The following is a 20,586-nucleotide window of genomic DNA, read 5'->3' on the forward strand; positions in this document are numbered from 1 at the left end:
CCGATAGCACGTACCATTAGAAGGAATTCAAGGAACAATTGGCCCGGCTGCGGTGACACCACCGCCCGGCCACGCACCCAAGGGGAGAAATAATGCTGACCCAGCTTGCCGGCGTCGTACTGGCTGCCGCAGAAGAACATGAGCTTGCGCCGTTGATTGCGCCGCCGTTTGTGATAGGTGGTGTCATGCTTGCGGTGCTGCTGACGCTGATGGTTGTCACTGTCTCGTTCATGAACTTGGGCAACCGCCACGCTGCAGTCGAGGCAACTGACGATCCTCACCGCCAGCACACCAACAAGCACCTGCACGACGACGATTCGGCGTCCTCCAATCACTGAGGACACATTCCGGGTGCCTTCGGCTGAGGGCACCCGGAACCGTCTCCGCATCGGAGTCATGGGTGGCACGTTTGATCCGATCCACCATGGGCACCTTGTCGCAGCCAGTGAGGTTGCGAGTGTTTTTAAACTGGATGAAGTCATTTTTGTGCCCACGGGACAGCCATGGCAGAAGGTCAAAAGCCAGGTCAGCGCCGCTGAACACCGCTACTTGATGACCGTCATTGCCACCGCGGCAAACCCGCAATTCACCGTGAGCCGGGTGGACATTGACAGGCCCGGCCCGACTTTCACCATCGACACGTTGCGGGACTTGCGCCGGCTCCGTCCGGATGCGGACTTGTTCTTCATCACAGGCGCCGATGCCATGGCCCAGATCATGTCGTGGAAAGACAGCGACGAACTGTGGGATATGGCCCATTTCGTGGGTGTTACGCGTCCCGGGCACGTGCTCGATGGCCGGGGCCGGAAGAATGTAAGTTTGTTGGAGGTTCCTGCCATGGCGATCTCTTCAACTGATTGCCGCAAACGCGTGGCAGAGCAGAATCCCGTCTGGTATCTGGTGCCCGACGGCGTAGTGCAATATATAGCCAAGTATGGCCTGTACGTTCAACCCGGCACGGATGCCAGCGCGGGCATAGTGCCGGTGACTTCGAGAACCGAATGAGTAATAAATGAGCAAGGAAACCGAGCCGATTCGCAGCCGCAGGCAAATGCGGGAGCAGTCGGCACAAGCAAATGGTGCCACGGGCCGCCCCGCGGTGCCTGTCAAGCCTGCACCCAAGCCGTCAGCATCCGCCGATGCAGCGACACGCCCGGCAGATGCAGGGACACGCCCGGCAACGGTTGAGGCTGTCTCAAAGGTGCCGGCGGTGCCGGCGAAGGCCCCACGCAGTGAGTCGGGGTCGCCGCGAGGTGAACGCCAGTCCCAGACACGTGCCCGCGACAGGGCCGCCCTGCGCGCCTACAAGGAGCTCATCGACCCGCCCGGACTCAGCCCGCTGCCGTCCAGGCGCACCTTGCGCCAGGCACAGCTGGACGCCGAACGGGCACCGGTGACAGCTGTCAACCCGGTTGTTTCCGTCATTGCACCCGGTCTGCCGCCCAAGGGCCCGCAGACCCAGCAATCGCCCCACGTGGCCGATACGGCTGCAGATGCTGCGCCAGGCACAGCCGTACGGGACGCAGCGGATCCCGACGCGCCTCCGGCCCCGCCTGTTAATTCGGCGCCACCGGTTAAGGTGGCGCTGCCGGTTGAACCGGCCAAGGGGACGTCGCCCGCCGCAGCCCCGCGCACCCGCCCCGGCCGCAGGTCTGCACTTGCCACCCCCTCGAAATCCGCGGCATCCAGTGCCGCGCAGTCCAATCAGCAGGGCCCCAAGCACCCTTCGGCGATCGAGCTGCTGCCGCCCAGCGGCCCGACAGTTGCAGCAACGGATCAGGCGCCGGCACAGCCGGGCGGCGTGTCAGCTCCGGCAACCACCGATGCTGCACCCGCCAACAGCCACAGTGCAGCGGCCGAAGCCGGCGATGCCGCAGCAGCGGATGCATCAGCAACAGGTCCTTCGGGCGCCGACAGTGCGTCCTCGAAGTATCCGCCGTTGCCCGGGTTGGTTCCCGGCGGCAGCTACTACCCGGTGTCGGCCGGGCCGCCGGCGTCGCCACCAGCCGTGGTGCCGTCTTCCGCCGTCGCGCCGTCCGCGGCTCCGTCTTCCACCGTCCCGCCCACGACCGAGGAATTGCGGGTGTTGGCGGCAGAACGTGCCGACGCAGAACGTGCCGCGATTCTCAGTGAGCGTGCCCAGGCACGCGACCGGCTGGCCCAGGAGAGTGCCAAAAACCGTCGCCAGCCCGCAGATCCCACGGCCACCAACAACCTGGCCATGGTGACGCCGCTGGAGTTCGACGAGGTCCCCGGAGTGGCCCGTCCGGTAATGCGCCGGCCCACGACGACGCACATCCCCATCGTGACGCGGTCAACGCCGCGCCAAGGCTCCGCTGCCAGGCGCACACCCCCGGCACCTGCGCTGTCTGCCGATGGGCAACTTCCCGGCGAGCAGTCCGGAACAGTTGCCGCGGGTGCCGATGCAGCGGGTGCCCAGCCGGACGCCCAGTCCCAGCCAACCGTGGCCAACGTCAGCGCCGAGCGCTTTGACGCGGCCTTGTCCGCGCGTGCCGGGCACCGCCCCGGCCCGGGCAACCGGCCGCTGACCGGCGGACGCAGCAGCACTCTCAAGCGGGCCGAAGCGATGGCCACAGGCGGGCAGCGGACTGTACCTCCCGCCGTCGGATCTGCCGATATCCAGCGCTCACAGATGCCTCCGATACCTGCCGACTACGCCCATGGACTTGAGCCGTTGGATGCCGTCACCGCAGGACTGGGCCGGACCAAGCGCAACATGCTGATCCAGTGGGGGAGTGTCGTCGCCGGCGGCGCGGCCCTGGCTGTTGGCGTCATCATGTTCATTACCGCCCTTGCACGCTAATTTTTTCACCAATCAAAGGAAACAGCAGTGACCGCAACAGAACAGTCAATCGACCTGGCACGCGCAGCGGCGCGTGCGGCATCGGACAAGCTGGCCACTAACGTGACAGCCATTGATGTCAGTGAGCGCTTGGCGATCACGGACATTTTCTTCATTGCCTCGGCAGAAACCGAACGCCAGGTCAACGCCATTGTTGACGGCATTGAAGATGAGCTGCACAAGTTCAACCTGCGCCCGGTGCGCCGCGAAGGCCGTTCAGGCGGCCGCTGGGTGCTCCTTGACTACGCAGACATCGTCGTGCACGTCCAGCACGAAGAAGACCGCGTGTTCTATGCCCTTGAACGCCTCTATGGGGACTGCCCCGTCATTGACCTGCAGCTGGGTGAACTGGATCCTTCAGTAAAGGCCGAACAAGCGACAGCTGAAGAAACGATCATCGAAAACTAACCCCTATCAGGGGCTCAGGAATGGATATTGTCACTTGATGGTTTCTACTGCACCCGAGCGCTCAGTTTTACAACCCGCCGGTCCACGCCGGCGGGTTATTTTTTGGCGCCACGGACGGACATCATGGAATGCGGCCCGGCGTTTTCAAGGCCAGAGTGACATTCCACTGGACGCAGTCGGCACATCCCAGGCCAACCGTGCTGCGGCGTTATTGGCAGGAAAACTGGTATCCGGCGGTGTGACCGGGCTGCCGGTGCGGATCGTTTCCTCGGACCTGTCCCGCGCCTTGTCCACGGCGCAGGCCCTGGCTGTGCTCACCGGCGGCGAGGTCCTGGTGGATCCGCGGCTGCGTGAAACCTTCGGCGGGGAGTGGGAAGGCAAGACGTTCGACGAGATCACCACAGGCTTCCCGGAGCAGATCCAGCGTTGGCAGCAGGACGAACCCGGCATCCGTGCCGGTGGTGGGGAAACGCGTGTTGAAGTGGCCCAGCGGATGGTGGACGCCGTCTTGGAGGGCGTGCATTTATTGCCGGATGGCGGCACCCTGGTGGTCGCCACCCACGGTGGCGCAACCAGGGTTGCGCTGGCCAAGATGCTGGGCCTGCCCGAACAGCTGTGGAGAACGCTCTCCGGGCTCTCAAACTGTCATTGGTCGGTCGTGGAGGCCTCGCAGACCGCCGCTGATGGAACGGGAGAAGGCAAATGGCGCCTGCTTGAACACAATGTTGGCACGCTGCCCGAGCCGTATGAAAGACCCGAAGATTTAGCCGAACCGATCGAAGATTAATCGGGACCGCGGTCCCGATTTGGCAGCAGGACAAAAGGTGTTCTAGGATAGACAGGTTGCTTCAGCCAAGACCGACAAGTCAGGGCCGGGGAGACAAGATGGAAAAGTGTTTGGGGCTGTGGCGCAGCTGGTAGCGCACCTGCATGGCATGCAGGGGGTCAGGGGTTCGAGTCCCCTCAGCTCCACCAAACACACTGCGGTGGAAACACTGCCGGTGGTTTGCAAATGAATAATGTTTTTTTGTTTTGGGGCTGTGGCGCAGCTGGTAGCGCACCTGCATGGCATGCAGGGGGTCAGGGGTTCGAGTCCCCTCAGCTCCACCAAAAATTGAAGTCCGAGTTCCTGATTGCCTGGTGGCGGTCAGGAGCCCGGACTTTTTTGTGTCCTGTTCAAACACAGTCCCAGGCTGCCTTTGCCGTGTGCCCGGGCCGCTAACCCCAGATATTCTCCCGTGAATCACGACGTTAAATCCCCCCAGCGGTAAAACAGCCATGGGTTATGCTGACGACATCAGCAGTCTCCACCGTTGCGGCCTGGTTGAGGACGCGAGTGCGTGCGGCCTCAAGGCGACAAAAGGATGGTCGTGGACACATTCACCCCCACCACGGATCCTGTGCTGAACAGCCTGGCGTTGTCCGCGCTGGTCTCGTTGATACCCCTCCTGACGTTCTTCATTTTGTTGGCTGTGTGCAAATTCAGGGCCCACGTTGCCGGCGGGTGGGCCTTGTTGGTAGCAGTCGTGGTCGCTGTGGTGGCGTTCCGGATGCCCATCCTGCTGGCCGGGCTGGCCGCCAGCGAGGGTGCGGTGTTCGGTGTCTTTCCGATCTTGTGGATCGTTGTCATGGCGGTGTGGCTCTACCAGGTCACAGTCCTTAGCGGGCGCTTTGACGACCTTCGCAAGGTCTTTGACATCGTGGGCAACGGTGACATCCGAATTCAAAGCATCCTGGTTGCCTTTTGTTTTGGCGGCCTGCTCGAAGCCCTGGCCGGTTTCGGTGCGCCGGTGGCCATTACCGCCACCATGCTGCTGGCGCTGGGGCTGGCGCCCCTGCGGGCAGCGGCTGCGGTGCTGGTGGCCAACACCGCCCCTGTCGCTTTCGGCGCCATCGGCATTCCGATCACTACGGCCGGTGCGCTGACTGGACTGGACCCGGCGCACATTGGTGCCATTATTGGGCACCAGGCACCGTTGCTGGCAACATTTGTCCCGCTGATCCTGTTGATCATTCTTGACGGCTGGCAGGGGTCAAGGACTGCTGGCCTGCGGCCTTGGTGACAGGGCTTGCGTTTGCCCTGGCCCAGTATTTCAGTGCGACATACTTCTCCTACGAACTTACCGACATTGTTGCGTCGCTGTTTGCCATGGGTGTATCCGTGGTGTTCCTGCGTTTCTGGACTCCCAGGAACCGTGAGGCTGCGCAGGAACGCCTGACAGTTCATGCACAGTCCTCTGCTGCCGGCGCCGCACATGCTGCTGCCGGCGCCACACCCCCTGCTGCCGAGGTCAAGACCGGCGTCGGGGTGTTGGGCGGACTCACACCGGGGCGCACCTGGCTGGCACTGTTCCCGTACCTGCTCGTCATCGTCGTCTTCGCGGTGGCGAAATTGTGGAAGTGGGGCATCAACGTGCCCACATGGCTCGCCTCCACCGACCTTAAAATCCAGTGGCCGGGCCTGCACGGGAAGGTCCTTGGCGCCGACGGACTCCCCGTGGGGTCCACCATCTTCAATTTCGCCTGGCTCTCCAGCCCAGGCACCCTGTTGTTGATCTCCGGCCTGATAGTGGCCGTGTTTTATTCAAAGTTCGACGGCGGCGGGCAGTATCGCCTGCACGTCTCCGATGCGCTGCTTGAGATTTGGCGGACAATCGTGAACATGCGGTTTGCAAGCCTGACCATCATTTGCGTGCTGGCTCTGGCCTATGTCATGAACCTTTCCGGCCAGACAGTCAGCATCGGCACGTGGCTGGCCGGGACAGGGGCGTTCTTTGCCTTCCTCTCGCCCGTCCTGGGCTGGTTGGGGACCGCCGTAACCGGATCGGACACCTCCTCCAACGCCTTGTTCGCGAAACTCCAACAGACAGCCGGCCTGAACGCGGGCATCGATCCCAACCTGTTGGTTGCTGCCAACACCTCCGGCGGCGTCGTGGGGAAGCTGATCAGTCCGCAAAACCTGGCCATTGCCGCCACAGCCGTAAAGATGGACGGCCAGGAATCGGTCATTCTGCGCAAAGTCGTGGGCTGGAGCATCGGCATGCTGCTGGTGTTGTGCATCCTGGTGTACCTGCAGTCCACGCCGGTCCTGTCGTGGATGCTGCCAACGCCCTAACAAGAGGAGCTTGCATTGGTGGCGGCTGGCACCCACCAGCCGGTCTGCCCCCAACCAACCGGCCAGCCCCGAACCAGCCAGCCGGCTGCCGGCCGACTGGCTGCGGGGGAGGGGCAATGGGTGGGAGAATGAAGGCGTGCCCACGCCAAATCCCGCCCCAGGCCCAGCCGGCAGTCCAGCCACGCGGCTGCCAGACGCCGCCGCCAGCCCCGAGCCCATCCCCGTCCCTGCCGCGCGCAGCTACAAGGCTGTGCTTGAGAGCATCGAAGCGAGTCTCCGGAGCGGGGAAATCAAGGTCGGCGACCAGCTGCCGGGAGAGCGCGCTCTGGCCCTGAACCATGGCATCTCCCGGGCCTCCGTGCGCGATGCCATCCGCGTGCTCGACGCCATGGGTGTGGTGCGCACGGGCGTCGGCTCCGGACCGCAATCGGGGGCGGTGGTCATTGCCAATCCCAGTGCGGGCCTGGCCTCGACGCTGAGATTGCACATGGCCACCAACCATTTTCCGGTTGCTGACATCGTGCAAACCCGAGTCATGATGGAAACGTGGGCGGCCGTTGAAGCCGCCGCCCACCCCCGCAGCCCGGACCAGGAGGCCACCTTGCTGCAGCTGGTCGCGGCCATCCAAGGCTATGTCAGCGCCTCCATTGACAACGACGCCATGTGGGCGGACATCGCGCCGTCGCTGCGTGAGCAGCATCAGGACATCACGGCGGCGGTGCTCGCGTTCGACGGCGAACTGGCAGCCCAGGAGCTGGGGCACCACATCGAGTGGTTCCACGCCCAGACACACCAGGTGCAGTAATGGATGGTTCACTGCGGTGCCCCTGCCTGGGCGGCGAGTCCTATGGGAATTGCTGCGCGAAATACATCACCACGACCGACGGGACACCCGCCCACTTCCCGCCAACGGCCGAGGCCCTGATGCGCTCACGCTTCACCGCCTTTGCCATGGGGGATGCCGGCTACCTTCTGCGCACGTGGCACCCGGACACCAGCCCAGCCGCACTTGAACTGGACCCTGACCAGCAGTGGTACCTGCTGGAAATCCTGGGCACCCAGCGGGGCGGGTACTTCGACCAGGAAGGCGTGGTCAGTTTCCGGGCCCACTACCGGTCAGCGGCAAACCGCAAGCTCAAGGATGCCTTGACGGAAACCAGCAGCTTTACCCGCCAGGGGCGGCAATGGCTTTATGTGCAGGCGCTGGAGTTTCAGTAGTCCTCCTCTTCGCCCGGTCCGGGCTCAGTTTTCGGCGGTGCAGCGTGGCTCCCTGTCCTGGCGGCCGCTGTTTCCTGTTCGGCCAGGGCACGGCGGGCATGCAGGATGTCACCAATGAACCAGTCGTACAGCAGCACACCGATCACGCCGCCAATCAGCGGCCCGACGATGGGCACCCAGAAATACCAGCTGAAGCCGCCGGCTCCGGCAACAGTGCCCGGCATGGCGACCTCACCCCATCCGGCAATCCAGGCGAAGACGCGGGGGCCGAAGTCACGGGCGGGATTGATGGCATATCCGGCGTTTGCGCCGAAGGACATGCCGATGGCTGCCACGGCAAAACCAATCATGAGCGGACCCAGGTTGGCCTTGACTGCCATGTTGCGCATGTCGATGATGGCCACGATGAAGATCACCAGGAAGGCCGTGCCCACGATCTGGTCAATCAGCGGAATGGTCAGGTTGCCGTTGAAGTACGGTGCCGGGAACGTGGCGAAAATGGAGAAGGTGATGAAACCTTTTCCGGAGTCCCTTGGCTGGTCCCCGAGTGCCTTGTTGAATGCGTCAATGGCGTTGTAGTACACCACATACAGCAGCGCGGCCGCGGCAAACGCACCCACCACCTGCGCCACAATGTAGGGAACGACCTTGTTCCAGGGGAACTTGCGCCGAACCGCAAAGGCGAGGGTGACGGCCGGGTTGATGTGCGCCCCGCTCACTCCGCCGGCAACATAAACTCCAAGGGCCACGGCCAACGCCCAACCCCAGGTGATGAGCAGCCAGTCCCCGGCACCTTGGAAAATGACGGTGTCCCCGGCGGTGCGGCCGCTGCCAGGCAGTGCCGCGACGGCCATGGCGACAACCCCGTCGCCAAAACAAATCAAAACAAAGGTGCCGAGGAATTCTGCGAGGAGTTCTCCCCACAATCCGCCGACACGCTTCAATCCGCTGCCCTCACGAACGGTTCTCCGCAGCGGGGTGATCTCACTCATATCCATCATCCTTCGAGTCGTCGACGACGGCGACGTATCTTGACTGAGGTGACTGACTCCAGTATAAGGCCGATGGGATTTTTGGCGCCTGGGTAGCTGCTTCAACTAAACGCTCCAATGGCGGCCCTGTAGAATAGGCAGGTGGAGCAAAACAGCAGCATTGAGGGCATTGGATTTGATTTTGGTCAGCTGCGAAGGCACCCCGACATTGAGGCGGAGAACCTGTTTGCCCACGACGCCAGCGACGAGCTGATCCTCCGGGAGGCCGCCGGTGCACTCGCAGTCGCCGGTGCCGGCACCGTCGCGATTGTGGGGGACAGGTACGGGGCCCTGACGCTGGCCGCCGCGAGTGTGCACGGCCTGACAAGCCTGCGGGTGCACCAGGACGGACTGTCCGGCGAACTCGCCCTTGCCGCCAATGCTGCACGGGCGGGGCTTGCAGGGGTGTTCGCTTCGACGACGCTCACCGCCGGGCTGCTTGACGGCGCAGAAGTGGTCCTCTGGCAACTGCCCCGCAGCCTTGACGAGGTCGCTGAAGTGGCCGAACTGATCAGCTCGCACGCGTCCCCCCACGTCAGGGTCTTTGCCGCCGGGCGCATCAAACACATGACACTTGCCATGAACTCGGTGTTGGCAGGACACTTTTTGCAGGTCGTCCCCGGCCGGGCCTGGCGCAAGTCCCGCCCGCTGCAGCTCACCGGCCCGCTCAGGGGCGGCCCGGCGTCGAGCTTCCCAAGGAAGGAGCACCACCCGGACCTGGACCTGTGGCTCTGCGCGCACGGGGCAACTTTTGGCGGCACCAAGGTCGACGTCGGAACCCGGTTCCTGCTCGAGTTCATCCCCGACATGCGCCCGAAGGCAACCACCGCCATCGACCTGGGCGCCGGCAACGGCACCATCGCGGCGGCCCTGGCCATGGCGCGGCCCGGATTGAGGGTCACAGCCACCGACCAGTCGGCGGCAGCCGTGGCATCCACTGCCGCAACAGCCTTGGCGAACGGCCTGGCCGGACAGGTCGACGCTGTCCGCGACGACGCCCTTGGCAGCTTCGCCCCGGCGTCGGCCGAGCTGATTGTGCTCAACCCGCCCTTCCACGTCGGCGCCACCGTCCATGCCGGAATCGCGCTCAAGCTCTTTGCCGCAGCCGGACGCGTCCTGGCGCCCGGCGGCGAACTGTGGTGTGTGTACAACCGCCATTTGGACTACAAAACCGCGTTGGGGAAAATCGTCGGACCCACCCGCGTGGCAGGACGCAACAGCAAGTTCACCGTCACAATTTCAACCAAGTCATAGTTGAAGCACGCCCGGCCCGCCGTGGCGTACACACGCCCCGGCCCGCCGCGGGGTAGCCTGTCAACTGGGGACGGGGGATTCAGCGCCGACAAGGGCGAACGACCGCCAATAATCTGTCAAGGAGTGTTATATTTTGGGTGTTCCCGAGATTGGTTTGCCGCACCGCCGCCGCGGCACAAATCTTCCCAAGATGGGAGATTTCAATCAAGCTGTCATCCTGGACTCCATCCGCCGGTCCGACGGGGGCCTGAGCCGGGTGGAATTGTCGGCATCGGCCGGCCTGGCGGCGCAGACAGTCTCCAACATCTGCCGCCGGCTCCTGGACTCAGGGCTCATCGTCGAGGCCGGCAAGGAGACTTCCGGACCGGGAAAGCCACGCACAATTTTGCGGCTGAACCCGCGAGGCATGTACGCCATCGGCCTCCACATTGACCCGGCCATGACGAGCTATGCGCTCCTTGACGCCGTGGGCACGGTGCTGGCATCGGTGGACGAACCCACCGATCTGGTCAGCACGCCCGCCCAGGCAGTGGCCGCCATGGGTGCCAGGATCCGCGCGATCATCAAGGAGTCCGGCGTTGATGAGCAAAGAATTGCCGGGCTGGGGGTTGCCACTCCCGGTCCCGTTGACGCTGCCAGCGGAACGGTTGTCAATCCGCCGCACATGCCCGGCTGGACGCGGGTTCCGCTGCGCGACATCCTGCAGGAAACCACAGGACTTGCCGTGGTCGTTGACAAGGATGTCACGGCCTCGGCCGTGGCTGAGCTGTGGGCAGGCGCTGCTGACAGTGCCACCGATTTTGTCTACATCTACGTGGGCACGGGCATCGGCGCCGGGCTGGTGCTCAATGACGAGGTTGTGCGCGGCTCCTCGGGAAACGTCGGGGAGATCGGCCACATCATTGCCGACCCGTCCGGACCGGAGTGCGACTGCGGGCGCAAGGGCTGTGTCAAGGCAACGTGCATGCCCGAAACGATGGTGGCCCTGGCCCGGGAGGCCGGAGCACTGCCGGCAGGTGACCCGCTGGCACCCAGTCCGCTGCTTGACGACATGACAGCACTGGCCCAGGCCGCAGCCGACGGCAACCCCGCTGCCGTCGAAGTTCTTGCCCAGTCCGCACGCAGGATGGCCGGTGCCGTCTCGGTGCTGACAAATCTTCTCGACGTTGAGCGGGTCGTGTTTGGCGGACCGTTCTGGCCGGCCCTGGCACCGAGCTACCTGGTCCAGATGCCGCAGCTGCTGGCAAATCTCAGCGTCACCAGCTGCGTCCACTCGGTGGAAGTGGTGGGCACAATCGTCAGTTCCGGCGAGGAAGCCTTCGGTGCGGCCTGCCTGGTCATGGAAAAAACGTTCAGCCCCCGCGCAGGCCAGCTGCTGCTCGACGCGAAGCCCTGGAAGAAGCCCTGACAGAAGCCCTTGTCAGTCCACCCCTTCGACAATCTCGCCAAAGGGGATGGCAGGATCGGTGTGGGCCTGGACCACGTGCGGGTTGACGACAACATGGACGCCGTGCGTTTTCTCGGCGACTGACTGCAGCAGGACCGGCAGGACGGCGGCTGTGAAACCCTCGCTTTTGCCCTTGAGATACTCTGCATACGCGGCTGGCAATTGGTTCATGCTCCATACTGTAGTCCCAGCCCGCCGCAGCCGACAGGTGTTCATGGGAAGTTCTCCCCATTGCGGTCCAGCCCGGAATCCGATGGGCTGTACACCGGGAATCATTCAACAACTGTGCCATCGAAAGGCCTGAGATCTTGCCAACCACCGCCGTCAGCCACCACATCGACCCCCTGGAGCTGGCCCAGGCACGGCAGCTCGTGGGCAGCATCTCGAACAGCTTTGAGGCGAAAGTGGTGGGTCAGGCGCGGCTGCGGGAAACGCTGCTGATCTCCTTGATGACCGGCGGGCATGTGCTGCTCGAATCGGTGCCCGGACTGGCCAAGACCACCGCGGCCCAGACACTTGCCGATTCCATCAGCGCCCTTTTCCACCGCATCCAGTGCACCCCCGACCTGTTGCCCAGCGACATCGTGGGCACCCAGATCTACGACGCCGCCCAGGGCAGCTTTGTCACCCAGCTCGGTCCCGTGCATGCGAACATTGTGCTGCTTGATGAGATCAACCGTTCCAGTGCCAAGACCCAGTCGGCGATGCTGGAGGCGATGCAGGAACGACAGACAACCATCGGCGGGCAGGTGCACCCGCTGCCGTCACCCTTTATGGTCATGGCAACCCAGAACCCCATTGAGCAGGAGGGGACCTACCAGCTGCCCGAGGCGCAGATGGACAGGTTCATGCTCAAGGACGTCCTGGACTACCCGAGCCCGGTCGAGGAAGCCGAGATCATCAGGCGCATCGACGCCGGCGTGTTCCTGGCTGAGGCCACGCCGTCGGCAGTCGCGAGCCTTGACCAGGTGCGCACGCTGCAGGCAACAGTTAAAAAGGTGTACCTGGATCCGTCCCTGGTGAACTACATCGTGGGCCTTGTCTACGTGACCCGGCACGCCGGGGCGTACATTGATCCGGCCCTGGCCGGGCTGATCGAATTTGGGGCCAGCCCCCGCGCCAGCATCGCCTTCACACAGGCGGCACGCGCCCTTGCCCTGTTGCACGGCCGCGACCATGTGATCCCCGAAGACGTGAAGTCCCTGGCCGACCGTGTCCTGCGGCACCGGCTCATCCTGGGGTTCGAGGCCGTGGCCCAGGACATCCGGGTTGAAAGAGTCATTGCCGCCATCGTTGATTCCGTCCAGACACCGTAGCCGGCCGTGGGCACCTTGTTGACGGCAGTGAAGTCCAGGATGTACATTTTTGCGCACCGCAAGGCCCGGGGCATGCTCGACGGCGAATACGCCTCCATCTTCCGCGGGCGCAGCCTGGACTTCGACGACCTGCGCGACTACGTCCCGGGTGACGAGGTCCGCGACATCGATTGGAAGGCCACGGCCCGGACGGGAACACCGCTGATCAAGCGGTACATGGCGACCCGCAGGCAGCAGGTTTTGTTCGTTGCCGACACCGGCCGCAACATGGCAGCGGCGGCCCGCAGCGGCGAGGTCAAGAAGGACATCGCCGTCATGGCCATGGGCGTCATTGGCTCGCTTGCCATCCGCCACGGCGACTCGGTCGCGCTGGTGCACGGCGACGGCGAAGCGTCGGTGGCGCTGCCGGCCAAGGGCACTGAGAACCACCTCGAACAGCTGCTCCGGTGCATGGACGGCGCCGACCTCAGCCGTGGCCCCAGCGAGCTGTGCGCCAGGCTGGAATATGTGGCCGCGCACTACAGGCAGCGCATGCTCCTGGTGGTGGTGGCCGACGAAGTGGCCGCCGGGCCGCGCCTGGCCAAGGTGCTGCGCCGGCTCAGGGCCCAACACGAGATCCTGTGGATCCAGATCGACGATGCTGCCCTGGCCGGTCCCGGCTCGGTGCACGGCGTCGGCATGGACGTTGCGGGCATGGACCCGGTCCTGATGCTGCTGGCCGAGGACCCCGAACTGGCCCGCAGCTATGCGGAGGCGGTGGCAGGCCGTGCCCGGGCGCTGGCTGAACTGCTCCAGGCCAGCGGCATCGCCATGGCCGGCATCGGCGCCACCGACGAAGTCATGGCGAAGATTTTTGCCCTGCTCGAAAGGCACCGCCGTGGCCGCTGACGGAACTTTCTTCGCCCCCGTTGGGTACTCGGCATGGTGGCCCCTGGGCGGCGCGGCCCTGCTGCTGCTCGGCCTGGGCTGGATTGCCTGGGTGTGGATTTCCACCAGGGACCGGGCCATGCCCGGCGTGCCGGACTTTGTTGCCCCGCGAAACCCTGAGTCCGTGCGGCAAAAATACCTGCTGCTGATAGCGGAGATTGAGAACAAGCACGACGGCGGCAGCCTGGGCAGGCGCGCGGCCCACCTTGAGCTGAGCCTGGCTGTGCGGACCTTTGTCCACGAAATGACGGGCCTGCCGGCCCAGCGCATGACCCTGGCCCAGCTCAGGGGACGCCAGCTGCCCCTGGTGGCCGACGCCGTCGAACTTTTCTATCCGGGGGAGTTCGCCGCCCACGGCGGGAACCTCACGGTGGCCGCTTCGGCTGCGTCCGCCAGGAACGTGGTGGCTTCGTGGCGTTGAAATACTGGTGGCTGCTGCCGCTGGCCCTGGCCGCGCTTGCCGCCGTGGCAGTCATCTTTTGGCGCCGGCAGGAGACGGCCGGGCAGCGGACCCCGGTGGCGCACGCGGACCGGCTCACGGCACTGCCCGCGTACAGAAAAGCCCTGGCGCAGCGCAGAAAATGGCTGCTCGGCGCCCTGGCCGCCGTCATCGTGCTCGGACTGTCGCTGGCCGTGGCCGCCGCCCGCCCTGTCACCGAAAGCACAAGCACTCCCGAGAAGCTCAACCGGGACATCATCTTGTGCCTTGACGTGTCCGGCTCAATGCTTGGCACCGACGAGGCCATTGTCAAAGTTTTTTCCAAGCTCGTGGGCAATTTCAAGGGTGAACGGGTGGGGCTGACCATTTTTGACTCCAGTGCGGTGATGGTGTTTCCGCTGACCGACGACTACGAATTTGTGGCCGGAGAACTCAAGGTGGCGCAGAAGGCACTGGGCATGGATGCCTCCAGCTATGAGTATTTTGCGGGGACCTTTGAAGCTGCGGGATCGTCGTTGATTGGCGACGGGCTGGCCAGCTGCGTCAATGGTTTCCCCGGCACGGGCCCGCAGGAGGCGAAACGCTCGCGGTCAATTATTTTGGCCACCGACAACATGCTCGCCGGCAAACCGATTTTCCGCCTGGACGAGGCCGCTGTGCTGGCCAAGAAGGCGGACATCAGCGTGTACTCGCTGAACCCCAACGACTTTGGCTCCAGCACCGTGTTTGGCGAGGCCGCTGACGGGCTGAAACAGGCCAGCAGCAGCACCGGCGGCACCTACCATGCACTGGAATCGGAATCGGCGGTGGAAGCCATCGTGACCAAGGTGCAGGCAACCGAGGCATCGAAGCTGACGGGTGCGCCGCAAAAGACTGTGCTTGACCGTCCGGGGTGGCCCCTGGGCCTGGCCCTGCTGTCGCTACTTGTGCTTGGCACTGCGGCATGGAGGCTGCGGCGATGACCTTTCTGCCTGTACTCACTCCGTGGCTGTTCTGGCCACTGGCACTGCTGCTCATCGCGGCAGCAGTGTTCCTGCTGGTCAAAAACCGCAGCGCCGCCGGCTGGCGTTACGCGGTCCTGATGGTGCTGGTGGTCCTTGCCGCTGCGCGGCCGGGGCTGGCGGGAGCCCCAGCCCCCGTGGCGAACACCGAGTTGAACGTGTTCTTTGTTGTTGACATGACACCGAGTTCCTCCGCCGAGGACTACAACGGCAACGCCCCGCGCATGGACGGGATGAAGGCCGACATCATGGCACTGGCCGGCGAGCTCACCGGGGCCCGGTTCTCACTGATCACCTTCGACAGCAGCGCCAAGGTCGTGCTGCCACTGACAACTGACGCCACGGCGCTGCTGACCTTGACGGACATCATGGCGCCCCGGCAAACCTACAACTCCAAGGGCAGCAGCATCAGCGTGGCCGACGAGGTGCTGGCCCAGCGGCTCTCGGCGGCCCGCGAGGCCCACCCGGAGAGGCCCCAACTGGTCTACTACCTTGGCGACGGCGAACAAACGGCAGCCACAGCCCCCGCACCATTCAAAGCCGCAACCCTGCTGATCGACGGCGGGGCCGTGCTTGGGTACGGCAGCGCTGCCGGCGGAAAGATGCGCGACTACGACTTTGGCAGCGGCGAACCCGGCGACTACATCGTCGACAAGGGTGCCGGGTACGCGCCGGCAGTCTCGCGCATCGATGAGAAATCGCTGCAGGGGATCGCCGGCCAGCTCGACGTCCCCTACGTCCACCGGCAGGGCGCCGAGGACATCGCTGCGGCCCTCGGAACATCAACACCCAAGGCCGCCTCCGAGCCGGCATCCCCGGAAGACGGGACGGGCGCCGGCCGCTGGGAAGTGTACTGGCTGCTCGCCTTGGCGGCGTTCGGCGTCGCACTGTGGGAGCTGGCCGCACTGACCCGTTCCTGGCGCCAGCTGCACCGACCCGGAAAGGGTGGCAAATGAGCCGCACACAGAACTCCCAGCCTGCCCAGCCCCAGCCGGCCCAGCCTGTCCAATCCCAGAACCCCCAGCAGCAGTCACCCCGGCCTGCCCAGTCCCAGCCTGCCCAATCCCAGTCCGCCCGGCTGCTCCTGCGGCGGCGGCGCAGGCTGCTGTTGGGCTCGGCCCCGGTCCTGCTGATTGCTCTTGTGGTAGCCGTGAAGCTGTTGAGCCTGCCCATCTCCGCAGGGCTGGCGGGCACGGCCTACGCGGGTGGAGACGCCGACGGGACAGTCAGGGCTGGCCAGGCCATGGGCACACTTAATGTGGTGGAACGCTACAAGGCACACTTCGCCCTGGGCGACGGACATGTCCTGCACGGTGATTTTGAGGCGGCCCGGCAGGAATTTTCGCAGGCCCTTGACCTGGTTCCGGCCAACGAATCCTGCAAGGTGCGCGTCAACCTCGTGCTAAGTCTGGAAAAGCTCGGCGACGCACAGGAAAAAGCCGGCGACCCGGCGTCGGCCAAGGAATTTTTTGGCCAGGGCAGCGAGGTCGTGGCGCAGGCCCCCCGGGATTGCTTTGCACCCAACAGCGAAAACAACAAGGACGGGGAAGGCGACGCGCTCAAGCAGGCCCAGGAGCGCCTGGCGGAAAAGCAGTCGGCAGGCAAAGGCGGCGACCAGGAACCTGCACCGGACGCCGACGGGACGAAACCGGCCGAGGAGCCGGCCGACGGCAAGCAGGAAGAGCTGAAACAATCCGGCCGGAACGCGCAAAAGGAGCGCAGCCAAAGCCAGGACTTCAACGAGGACAACGCCGACGACGAACCAGAGCAGTACGCCAAACCCTGGTAGGCGGGTCCGCGCGCACCCGGGGTGAAGATTGTTCGGTGGGCATGGGCATATATGACACACCATCGACCGCATCGGCCGAAATATTCCGTAAAGTTGCGACGTAATTCGATTTCGACTTGTTGCCGCGGGAATGCCGTGCCTAAGATTGTGCCTACGTTAGTTCCTCAACGTGTGTCGGCGACCCTTTGGATGATTCGAGGGTGTGGGTGCCCCCATGTGGGCCTGACATTTGCTGGCGGATCAATGCGAATCTGAGCGCTGCCGTTTGTGCAGTGTGCAGTGGCATGTCCGCCCCACCTTTTACGAACATAAGATCGGCCTCTTGCCCGCGTGTCCTGGACAGACGTGTCCCGGACGCAGGGCAGCGGCGGCCGGCCCATCCTCAAGGACCAAGCAAATGTCTCCTCCGAGCCTTCTTCAGGCATCGGCGCCATCGACACACAGTGCGCCGACAGCCCTTTCCTACGAGCTATTCCCGCCCAAGACTGCTGTTGCCGAGGCAACGCTGTGGGACACCATCCGGGAGTTGGAATCCACCAATCCCGACTATGTTTCCGTCACCTACGGGGCCAACGGCAGCAACCGGGACACGGCAGTGGAGCTGCTCAACAGGCTGCTGACCGAAACCTCGCTGCTGCCCCTGGCGCACCTGACCTGCGTTGGCAACACCGCCGATGAGCTTGCCGGCATCATTTCCGAACTTCTGGACCACGGGGTCCGTGGCATCCTGGCCCTGCGCGGGGACCTGCCCAACGACGCCCCGGCACAACCCAAGGCCGGATCCCTGCACCACGCCCAGGACCTGATCGAACTGATCCGCCGCGTCGAGCAGCGCCGTTCGGCCCTGCTGTGCGCCGGCAAGGTCGCCATCGGTGTGGCCGCCTATCCGGCGCGGCACCCGGAATCCCCGTCGGTTGAACACGACGTCGAGGTGCTTCTGGCCAAGCAGCAGTCCGGCGCCGACTTTGCCATCACGCAGGTGTTCTTCCACGCTGACCAGTACAAGGACCTTGTCACCAGGGCCCGCCGCGCAGGGGTGTCCATCCCCATCATTCCGGGCGTCATGCCGTTCACAAGCCTGCGCCGCGTACGGCGCCTGGGAGAGCTGACGGGGGTGGCGCCGTCGGACTCGCTGCTGGATGCCCTGGGCCGTGCCGACGACGCCGCCGACAGCCGCCGGATCGGCGTGGCAGCCACAGTTGGGCTGGCCCGGGCGGCCCTGGACGCCGGAGCCCCCGGCATCCACCTGTACACGTTCAACGAACATGCAGCGGCCCTTGAGGTGCTGGACAAGCTCCAGCTGCTGCGCCCCGGCCGCCCGCCTGTGGCGTCCCGGAGCCCCGCCGGCCGTCCGCCACGGCTGGTCACTGCGTAGTTGTCCCCGGCAGGTGCCTGCGGGCCCTGCGAATCCCACATGCTTTGCTTCAAACACCTTTAAGGAACCCTCATGTCAAACACACCCGCTTTCCCCTCCGCCTCCCTGCTGGGCTACCCCCGCATCGGCCGCCGCCGCGAATTGAAGAAGGCCATCGAATCCTTCTGGGCGAACAAGATCGACGCCGCCGAGCTGGACGCCGCCGCCAAGGCAATACAGTTGGGCACCGCCCGCCGCCTGACGGAGCTGGGCCTGGGTGAGGCTGCCGCGATTCCGGGCACCTTCTCCTACTACGACCAGGTCCTCGACGCGGCAACCCACATCGGTGCCGTGCCGGCACGCTTCGGCCAGCTGCTCAACGCAGAAGGCCAGCTCGACCTCAACGCCTACTTCACACTGGCCCGCGGCACAGTTGAGCAGCAGCCGCTGGAAATGACCAAGTGGTTTGACACCAACTACCACTACCTGGTGCCGGAAATCGGCCCGGAAACAAACTTCTCCCTGACGTCCACCCGCGTGGTTGAGCAGTTCGAATACGCTTTGGCCAATGGCTTTGAAACCCGTCCCTACCTCGTGGGTCCGGTCACGTTCCTACTGCTGAGCAAGGCCTCCGACGACGCCCCGGCGGGCTTCAACCCGCTGTCCCGGCTGGAGGATGTGCTGCCGGTTTACGCCGAGCTGCTCTCCCGCCTGGGTGCTGCAGGTGCCAGCTGGGTTCAGCTCGACGAGCCGGCCCTCGTTGCCGACCAGGACGTTCCCGTGGCTGAGGTCCAGGCTGCCGTAACACGCTCCTACGAAGTCCTCGCCGCCGCTGCCGGCCGTCCCGCCATCCTGGTGTCCACCCCGTTTGGTGCCCTCGCCGAATTGCTGCCCACCCTGGCTGCCGCACCCATTGAGGCACTCCACATCGATGCGTTCAAGGGTGCCGTGCCCTCCTCTGACGAGCTGGCCCTGCTGGCCGGCAAGACGGTTGTTGCCGGTGTGGTTGACGGCCACAACATCTGGCGCAACGACCTGGCCGAGTCGGTCAACCGCCTCGAGACGCTCAAGGCTGCCGGGATCACGGTTGCCGTGTCCACCTCAACGTCCACCCAGCACGTCCCGCACGATGTCACCGAGGAAGCCCAGCTCTCCGAAGAACTGCGCAGCTGGTTGGCGTTTGCGGACCAGAAGGTTACCGAAGTGGTGACGCTGGCCGCCCACCTGGTGGACCCGGCGTCGTCCGCTGCTGCCGTAGCCGAAGCCTCCGCCATCATCGCCTCCCGCGCTGCCGCTGCCGGTGTCAAGCGCCCCGAGGTGCGTGCACGCCTGGCCGCACTCACCCCGGCCGACTTCAACCGCTCCGAGTACGAGGTCCGCGTGGCCGCCCAGGAAAAGACGCTGGACCTGCCGCCGCTGCCCACGACCACCATCGGTTCCTTCCCGCAGACCAGCGAGATTCGCGGCGCCCGCGCCCGCGCCAACAAGGGTGTCATCAGCGGCGAGGAATACTCGACCCTGATGAAGGAAGAAATCAAGCGCGTCGTTGACCTGCAGGAGCGACTCGACTTTGACGTCCTGGTGCACGGCGAGCCCGAGCGCAACGACATGGTCCAGTACTTTGCCGAGAACCTCGAAGGCTTTGACGTGACGGTCCACGGCTGGGTTCAGTCGTACGGCAGCCGCTGCACCCGCCCCTCGATCCTGTGGGGCGATGTCACCCGGGTGAAGGCCATCACGGTTGAGTGGGCCGAGTACGCCCAGTCGCTGACTGCCAAGCCGATGAAGGGCATGCTCACCGGACCCGTCACGATCCTGGCCTGGTCATTTGTGCGTGACGACCAGCCCCTCGGCGACACCGCCAACCAGGTGGGCCTGGCCCTGCGCGACGAGATCGCCGACCTCGAAGCCGCCGGCATCAAGATCATCCAGGTCGACGAGCCCGCCCTGCGCGAACTGCTCCCGCTGCGCCGTGCAGACCAGGCTGCCTACCTTGACTGGTCGGTGAACTCCTTCCGCCTCTCCACCGCCGGCGCAGCCGACGGCACCCAGATCCACACCCACCTGTGCTACTCCGAATTCGGCGTCATCATCGACGCCATCGACGGACTCGATGCCGATGTCACCTCCATCGAGGCGGCCCGCTCCCGCATGGAGGTCGTCAACGACATGGAAAGCCACGGTTTCGGCCGCGGCGTCGGTCCGGGCGTGTACGACATCCACAGCCCCCGCGTCCCCGGCCAGGCCGAGGTTTCGGAGCTGTTGGGCACCGCCGTCAAGCATGTGCCTGTCCGCCAGCTTTGGGTCAACCCGGACTGCGGCCTGAAGACCCGCGGCTACGCCGAGACCGAAGAGTCCCTGCGCAACCTGGTCAATGCCACGAAGGAAGTCCGCGCCCAGCTGGTCTAGGCGCCGTTTGGTGGG

Annotated in this window: 19 protein-coding genes, 2 tRNA genes and 1 pseudogene; 20 read left to right on the plus strand and 2 right to left on the minus strand. The window is 64.8% G+C overall.

Annotation, left to right across the window (positions count from 1 at the left end):
- Positions 1 to 92 precede the first annotated feature (92 nt).
- The 10 genes and pseudogenes from AC1L6K_RS11405 (at position 93) to AC1L6K_RS11450 (ending at position 7,604) form a co-directional block, all read left to right on the plus strand.
- Positions 93 to 338 carry a hypothetical protein gene (locus AC1L6K_RS11405; protein ID WP_480948997.1) on the plus strand — a complete coding sequence of 82 codons (246 nt, stop codon included), beginning with the start codon at positions 93 to 95 and terminating at the stop codon, positions 336 to 338.
- Positions 339 to 351: 13 nt separating this feature from the next.
- The gene (gene nadD / locus AC1L6K_RS11410; RefSeq protein ID WP_480948998.1) at positions 352 to 1,005 is read left to right on the plus strand and encodes a nicotinate-nucleotide adenylyltransferase; all 654 of its coding nucleotides are present in this window, start codon (positions 352 to 354) and stop codon (positions 1,003 to 1,005) included.
- A 7-nt stretch (positions 1,006 to 1,012) separates the two neighbouring features.
- Positions 1,013 to 2,824 (plus strand): hypothetical protein, encoded by a 1,812-nt coding sequence (locus AC1L6K_RS11415; RefSeq protein ID WP_480948999.1) that lies wholly within the window; start codon positions 1,013 to 1,015, stop codon positions 2,822 to 2,824.
- 27 nt (positions 2,825 to 2,851) lie between these two features.
- Entirely contained in the window at positions 2,852 to 3,271 is a 420-nt protein-coding gene (gene rsfS, locus AC1L6K_RS11420; RefSeq protein ID WP_480949000.1) for a ribosome silencing factor, read from the plus strand.
- 37 nt (positions 3,272 to 3,308) lie between these two features.
- On the plus strand, positions 3,309 to 4,058 hold the full coding sequence (locus tag AC1L6K_RS11425) for a histidine phosphatase family protein (protein ID WP_480949001.1): 750 nt from the start codon (positions 3,309 to 3,311) through the stop codon (positions 4,056 to 4,058).
- Between the two features lie 112 nt (positions 4,059 to 4,170).
- A tRNA-Ala gene (locus AC1L6K_RS11430) sits at positions 4,171 to 4,246 on the plus strand.
- Positions 4,247 to 4,305: 59 nt separating this feature from the next.
- Positions 4,306 to 4,381: transfer RNA gene (locus AC1L6K_RS11435), tRNA-Ala, on the plus strand.
- Positions 4,382 to 4,641: 260 nt separating this feature from the next.
- Positions 4,642 to 6,386: pseudogene (locus AC1L6K_RS11440) on the plus strand (L-lactate permease).
- A gap of 136 nt (positions 6,387 to 6,522) precedes the next feature.
- Entirely contained in the window at positions 6,523 to 7,191 is a 669-nt protein-coding gene (locus tag AC1L6K_RS11445) for a FadR/GntR family transcriptional regulator (RefSeq protein ID WP_480949002.1), read from the plus strand.
- The gene (locus AC1L6K_RS11450) at positions 7,191 to 7,604 is read left to right on the plus strand and encodes a YchJ family protein (RefSeq protein WP_480949003.1); all 414 of its coding nucleotides are present in this window, start codon (positions 7,191 to 7,193) and stop codon (positions 7,602 to 7,604) included. The genes AC1L6K_RS11445 and AC1L6K_RS11450 overlap by 1 nt, the downstream gene beginning before the upstream one ends.
- On the opposite strand, the gene AC1L6K_RS11455 is transcribed toward AC1L6K_RS11450, so the two are convergent.
- Complete coding sequence (locus AC1L6K_RS11455; protein ID WP_480949004.1) at positions 7,598 to 8,596, minus strand: MIP/aquaporin family protein; 999 nt, start codon at positions 8,594 to 8,596, stop codon at positions 7,598 to 7,600. The genes AC1L6K_RS11450 and AC1L6K_RS11455 overlap by 7 nt on opposite strands.
- A gap of 141 nt (positions 8,597 to 8,737) precedes the next feature.
- Here AC1L6K_RS11455 and AC1L6K_RS11460 point away from each other — a divergent pair, with 141 nt between their 5' ends.
- Both AC1L6K_RS11460 and AC1L6K_RS11465 read left to right on the plus strand, forming a co-directional pair.
- Complete coding sequence (locus AC1L6K_RS11460) at positions 8,738 to 9,889, plus strand: class I SAM-dependent methyltransferase (RefSeq protein WP_480949005.1); 1,152 nt, start codon at positions 8,738 to 8,740, stop codon at positions 9,887 to 9,889.
- Positions 9,890 to 10,079: 190 nt separating this feature from the next.
- Positions 10,080 to 11,297: an ROK family transcriptional regulator gene (locus AC1L6K_RS11465; RefSeq protein ID WP_480949006.1), complete on the plus strand. Its 1,218-nt coding sequence runs from the start codon at positions 10,080 to 10,082 to the stop codon at positions 11,295 to 11,297.
- 12 nt (positions 11,298 to 11,309) lie between these two features.
- Here AC1L6K_RS11465 and AC1L6K_RS11470 read toward each other — a convergent pair whose 3' ends face one another.
- Positions 11,310 to 11,507 (minus strand): hypothetical protein, encoded by a 198-nt coding sequence (locus AC1L6K_RS11470; protein WP_480949007.1) that lies wholly within the window; start codon positions 11,505 to 11,507, stop codon positions 11,310 to 11,312.
- Positions 11,508 to 11,641: 134 nt separating this feature from the next.
- Here AC1L6K_RS11470 and AC1L6K_RS11475 point away from each other — a divergent pair, with 134 nt between their 5' ends.
- The 8 genes from AC1L6K_RS11475 to metE all read left to right on the plus strand — a co-directional run bounded on the left by AC1L6K_RS11475 (position 11,642) and on the right by metE (position 20,571).
- Complete coding sequence (locus AC1L6K_RS11475; RefSeq protein ID WP_480952747.1) at positions 11,642 to 12,652, plus strand: AAA family ATPase; 1,011 nt, start codon at positions 11,642 to 11,644, stop codon at positions 12,650 to 12,652.
- A gap of 6 nt (positions 12,653 to 12,658) precedes the next feature.
- Entirely contained in the window at positions 12,659 to 13,540 is an 882-nt protein-coding gene (locus tag AC1L6K_RS11480; RefSeq protein WP_480949008.1) for a DUF58 domain-containing protein, read from the plus strand.
- Positions 13,530 to 14,000, plus strand: a complete 471-nt coding sequence (locus AC1L6K_RS11485; RefSeq protein WP_480949009.1) for a hypothetical protein — start codon at positions 13,530 to 13,532, stop codon at positions 13,998 to 14,000. The genes AC1L6K_RS11480 and AC1L6K_RS11485 overlap by 11 nt, the downstream gene beginning before the upstream one ends.
- Positions 13,991 to 14,980: a vWA domain-containing protein gene (locus AC1L6K_RS11490; protein ID WP_480949010.1), complete on the plus strand. Its 990-nt coding sequence runs from the start codon at positions 13,991 to 13,993 to the stop codon at positions 14,978 to 14,980. The genes AC1L6K_RS11485 and AC1L6K_RS11490 overlap by 10 nt, the downstream gene beginning before the upstream one ends.
- Positions 14,977 to 15,975: a vWA domain-containing protein gene (locus AC1L6K_RS11495; RefSeq protein WP_480949011.1), complete on the plus strand. Its 999-nt coding sequence runs from the start codon at positions 14,977 to 14,979 to the stop codon at positions 15,973 to 15,975. Before AC1L6K_RS11490 ends, AC1L6K_RS11495 begins: the two co-directional genes overlap by 4 nt.
- Positions 15,972 to 16,808 (plus strand): hypothetical protein, encoded by an 837-nt coding sequence (locus tag AC1L6K_RS11500; protein WP_480949012.1) that lies wholly within the window; start codon positions 15,972 to 15,974, stop codon positions 16,806 to 16,808. Before AC1L6K_RS11495 ends, AC1L6K_RS11500 begins: the two co-directional genes overlap by 4 nt.
- Before the next feature lie 397 nt (positions 16,809 to 17,205).
- Positions 17,206 to 18,183, plus strand: coding sequence for a methylenetetrahydrofolate reductase (locus AC1L6K_RS11505; RefSeq protein WP_480949013.1), 978 nt, complete (start codon positions 17,206 to 17,208; stop codon positions 18,181 to 18,183).
- Between the two features lie 72 nt (positions 18,184 to 18,255).
- Positions 18,256 to 20,571: a 5-methyltetrahydropteroyltriglutamate--homocysteine S-methyltransferase gene (metE, locus tag AC1L6K_RS11510; protein ID WP_480949014.1), complete on the plus strand. Its 2,316-nt coding sequence runs from the start codon at positions 18,256 to 18,258 to the stop codon at positions 20,569 to 20,571.
- Positions 20,572 to 20,586 lie beyond the last annotated feature (15 nt).

The organism is Specibacter sp. BI4, from assembly GCF_056680095.1.